Genomic DNA, 3,829 nt, shown 5'->3' on the forward strand with positions numbered 1-3,829 from the left:
ATTTTGCCCGCTGCTGCCGCTTTCGTTAAATTTAGCTCGCGTCCGAGTTTGCGTTTGCTCGCAATTATTAAATTTGCTCGTATTTGCCCGAGCTCGCGCCCATTCGTATTCATTAAAATTTATCCCGCATTCGCTCATTAAGCTAGCCTAAAATTCAGCCTGTATCGGCTTACCATTGTTAAATTTACCCGTCTATATCCAAACTCTTGCTCGTCCGCTCTTATGGAATTTAGCTCGTATTTGCCTGCTCGCATCGTCTTGCTCGTTTAAATTTGACTCGCCAGCACCGCTTGCTTGTATCGGCCGCTTCGTCCGCGTTAAAATTCCAGGCCGCACTCGCTCGTTAATTTTATACGGCTTTCGGCATGAGGCGCGAAAATATCGCCTTTAAAATGCGAAATTTACACCTCATACGCCGTCTTGCCGTAGAATTAAAAAATGTCTAATTTGATCCAAATTAAAACGCTTGGCTCAAAATTCGGTACCACCGAAATTCATCGTTACCTTTCTACTAAAATTCCAGTCTAAATCTTAGTCCTATGCCGTTAGATTTAACATCGCTTCCATATGCTCCGACGTAGGAGAGCTTAAGCGTAGCGCGGCTTGAAAGAGACGCCTCGATTCCTGCTTCGGCGGTCGTTAGGTTTTGTAACTTCTCACCTTTTAGCTGCGTACCACCTAGCCCGTTTACGTATAAATAAGCCTGGGGCTGCTTATCCGAAAAGAAGCGATTATATGCCACGTCTGCACTTGCTCTTAAACCTACTCCGCCGATTCTAAACGGAACGCTAGGTTTTATACCAATGCTTACGGCTTGTAAATTTCGCGTTTTGTTTTCAATGCGAATCAAAGAGTTGCTGACATCGTCTATTTTCGTGCGAGTATGCGAAACACCAGCATAGGGTTCTACACTAAAGCTGTCCGCGTTGCTAAAACCCATATAAGAAACCTGTGCGAATGCACTTAAACTAGAGGCATTTGAACCTACATATTCGTAAACTATAGGCGAAACCGATGAGATTAGCTTTCTATCTCGATCATATTTCGAATATATCGCACCGAAGCTAAATTTAACAGGTTCAAAACCGATGTCGGAATAAATTCCGCTATGAAAATCCTTGCTTTTGACTTCCTTGGTGCCGCTTATTTTATCGTCCGTACGCCCTGCGCCTACAAATACACCGACGCTTGAACTATCGCCGATTAAAGAGTCAATACCGATTAAATTTACGAACGAATCGGAATGCAATTTACCAATACCGGTATCTTTATCGGATTTAATTCGATTTGTGCCCGAAAAGATCCAAAATCTAGTGTCTTTATCAATATTTACAGCATTCGCGCCACCTCGGTTTTTAACGATGCTTGCCATCATTATGGAATTTATCGCGGAATTATTTACCGCAGCGAATTCAGCATCATTTGCGAACGCGCTATAATACTCTCGCGCTTGAGCATGGTTTGAGCCTAAAATTTGCGTATAAATTCCGCTGCTGCGATTGGCGACGAGTAGATCTGCGAACGCTCTTTGCGAAGAGCTTAGTGCAAAATCTTGCATACTCGTTCCACTTTGGATCGAAAGGCGTAAATTTGAGCCACTCGCCTCCTCTTTGCTCGTTTTGAAAAACGCATAGCTATCCTGAGTGCTTGCTAAATTTGCACCGCTAAATGTGCCCGTGGCGGTTAAAATTTTCTTAGAGCCGGGGTTGTCGACGAGGTTTTGAAGATCGCTAGTATTAACTTGCCCTGCTCTTAGTAATGAGCCTTGCTTAAAGCTCAAATTTAAATTATTCACGCCATCATTTACTACGAATGCGCCACCGCTATTGATTGTTGCTTTTACGGTGGTTGCATCGCTTGCCTTGCTCACGCTTCGCCAGCCGTTCCTTTCAGGTATCCTATATACTGCAGAGTGCAAGATTTCAAGTTCGCCGCCATTTTGTACATCGATATGTTTGCTTTTACCGATTGATTGATTGAGTGCCGAAATTTTACCACCATAGATAGTGGTAACCCCGGTGAAAGTGTTGTTGCCCGTAAGTGTTAAGGTACCGTTGCCTCTTTTGATGAGCGCACCCTCATAGCCCTGTGCGGCCCGCTCGGCTCTCGCCTTCTCTCTTGCGGTCTCAAAAGTAAGCTCAGCTTTTTCCTCTGGGCTTAAATTTTGTTTTGAAGCAAGGATGGCTTTTCTTGCTGCCCAAACGGCTGCTTCGTTTTGATCCTCGATTTTTCTAAATTTGATAGCTTTATCAGATATATCGTTGCTCCATATATCGTCTTGATCCATAGTAATGTCGAAATTTCCTAAAAATTGCCCAGGACCAAACATTGCTTTGCCAAGGTCTAAGATACCCCAGCCCCAGACTTTGCTTGGTACGCCGAGCCCATCACTGCCCCAGCGCTCCAAGGGTTGCCCTTCGTGACCTGCTCTAAGCGTAGTTTGTCTTGCGGTAGTAAGCATCGTATCGCGGACCTGTGCCGCATTCATATATGGATAGCGCTGGAATATGACACCTAACGCACCGCTTACGTGTGGAGCCGCCATAGAGGTACCACCCCAGCTAGCGTATGAAGCCTTTTTAGTTTTTAGATTTACGGTGGAGGAGTAAATATCTGCAGCGGGTGCGGCGATCGTCCACCATTTGGAATTTCCTGCGAGATTAAATCTCTGTGCATCACTTACTTCGCCGTTTGCGTTACTGCCGTTAGGATAGCCCCAAGTACCATTTTGTCCCGTGACATTTACCCAGTATTTTTCTGCATCAGGCCTAAAATACGGCAGGGCTGCACGAGTAAAAGACTCCGCCATAAGGCTTCTATTTCCTGCCGTAAAAACCTGAATGACCTGTCTTTTGACCGCTACTTCGTATGCGGCATCTATGAAGCTTTTCTCGCCTTTAGTAACAAACTGATAGTAAGCTTTTTTAGCTGCGTTTAAGTCTTTTAGATACATATGATCTTTAGCGTTGTTAGTTTCAGTAACACTGATAGTATCTCTGATGTTCGTATTGTATTCGTTTATATGCCTTAAGCCGGAGGATGGTTTATAGCCCGTAGCGCCCGAGTAGGCGGAATTTACCTTTCTATTTGACCCCCAACTATTGTTGATTACCCTGACGCCTGCATCGGCAAGCGCGTTGTAACCTTTTAGAAAAAAATTGTAATCCTGATTCGGTCCGTAAGTCATACCATCGTTGCCACCTGTATTTGCGGAGTATAAATTTGACTTATACGCTACGCCGTGCATTCCGTTACCGTCCCTGCTTGCAGCCATAGTACCGCTGACATGCGTACCGTGGCTATCATTTACGCCTGCTTGCCACGAGCCATCGATGTCGAATTTTTCGCCCTTTTTAAACTCACCTTTATTTGTCTCGTCGTATTCACTGCTTGAACCTGCCTTAAAGGGTGAATTGCCATATTTAGTATCGGGATACCTCATTCCGTCTTTATCGTATACGCCACTGCTTTTTACAATATTTATCCTTCCGCCTCCAAATTCTGGGTGGCTAAGCAGTACGCCCGAGTCCATAACGCCGATTTTTACGCCGCTACCGTCAAAGCCTAGCGCATAAGCTGTAGAAGCATTCATTGAGGTTAAACCCCAATCTTTTTTATATTCGTCACTCTCCCAACTACTCGTATTACCGAGCATTCCCGTTTCGGTATAGGCGCCTAGACAAGTACCCGACAGCAACAAACATGCCGCTATGGATAGCGTAGGTAGGTTTAAGCGCTCTTTGCAGCGCAAATTCGGAAATTTCGATGTTAGATCGTAATTCATAGGTATCCTTTCGTAAAAAATTTATTTAATTATACATTGCTTAAA

1 protein-coding gene is annotated in these 3,829 nt (G+C 44.5%); it reads right to left on the reverse strand.

Going from position 1 to position 3,829, the window contains the following annotated elements:
* Nucleotides 1-511 precede the first annotated feature (511 nt).
* A complete protein-coding gene (locus tag Q0238_RS05745) occupies nt 512-3,784 on the reverse strand; it encodes a S8 family serine peptidase (RefSeq protein ID WP_297943830.1) in 3,273 nt (1,090 codons plus the stop codon).
* Nucleotides 3,785-3,829 lie beyond the last annotated feature (45 nt).

It is taken from the genome of uncultured Campylobacter sp., from assembly GCF_938045775.1.
GTDB lineage: Bacteria > Campylobacterota > Campylobacteria > Campylobacterales > Campylobacteraceae > Campylobacter_B.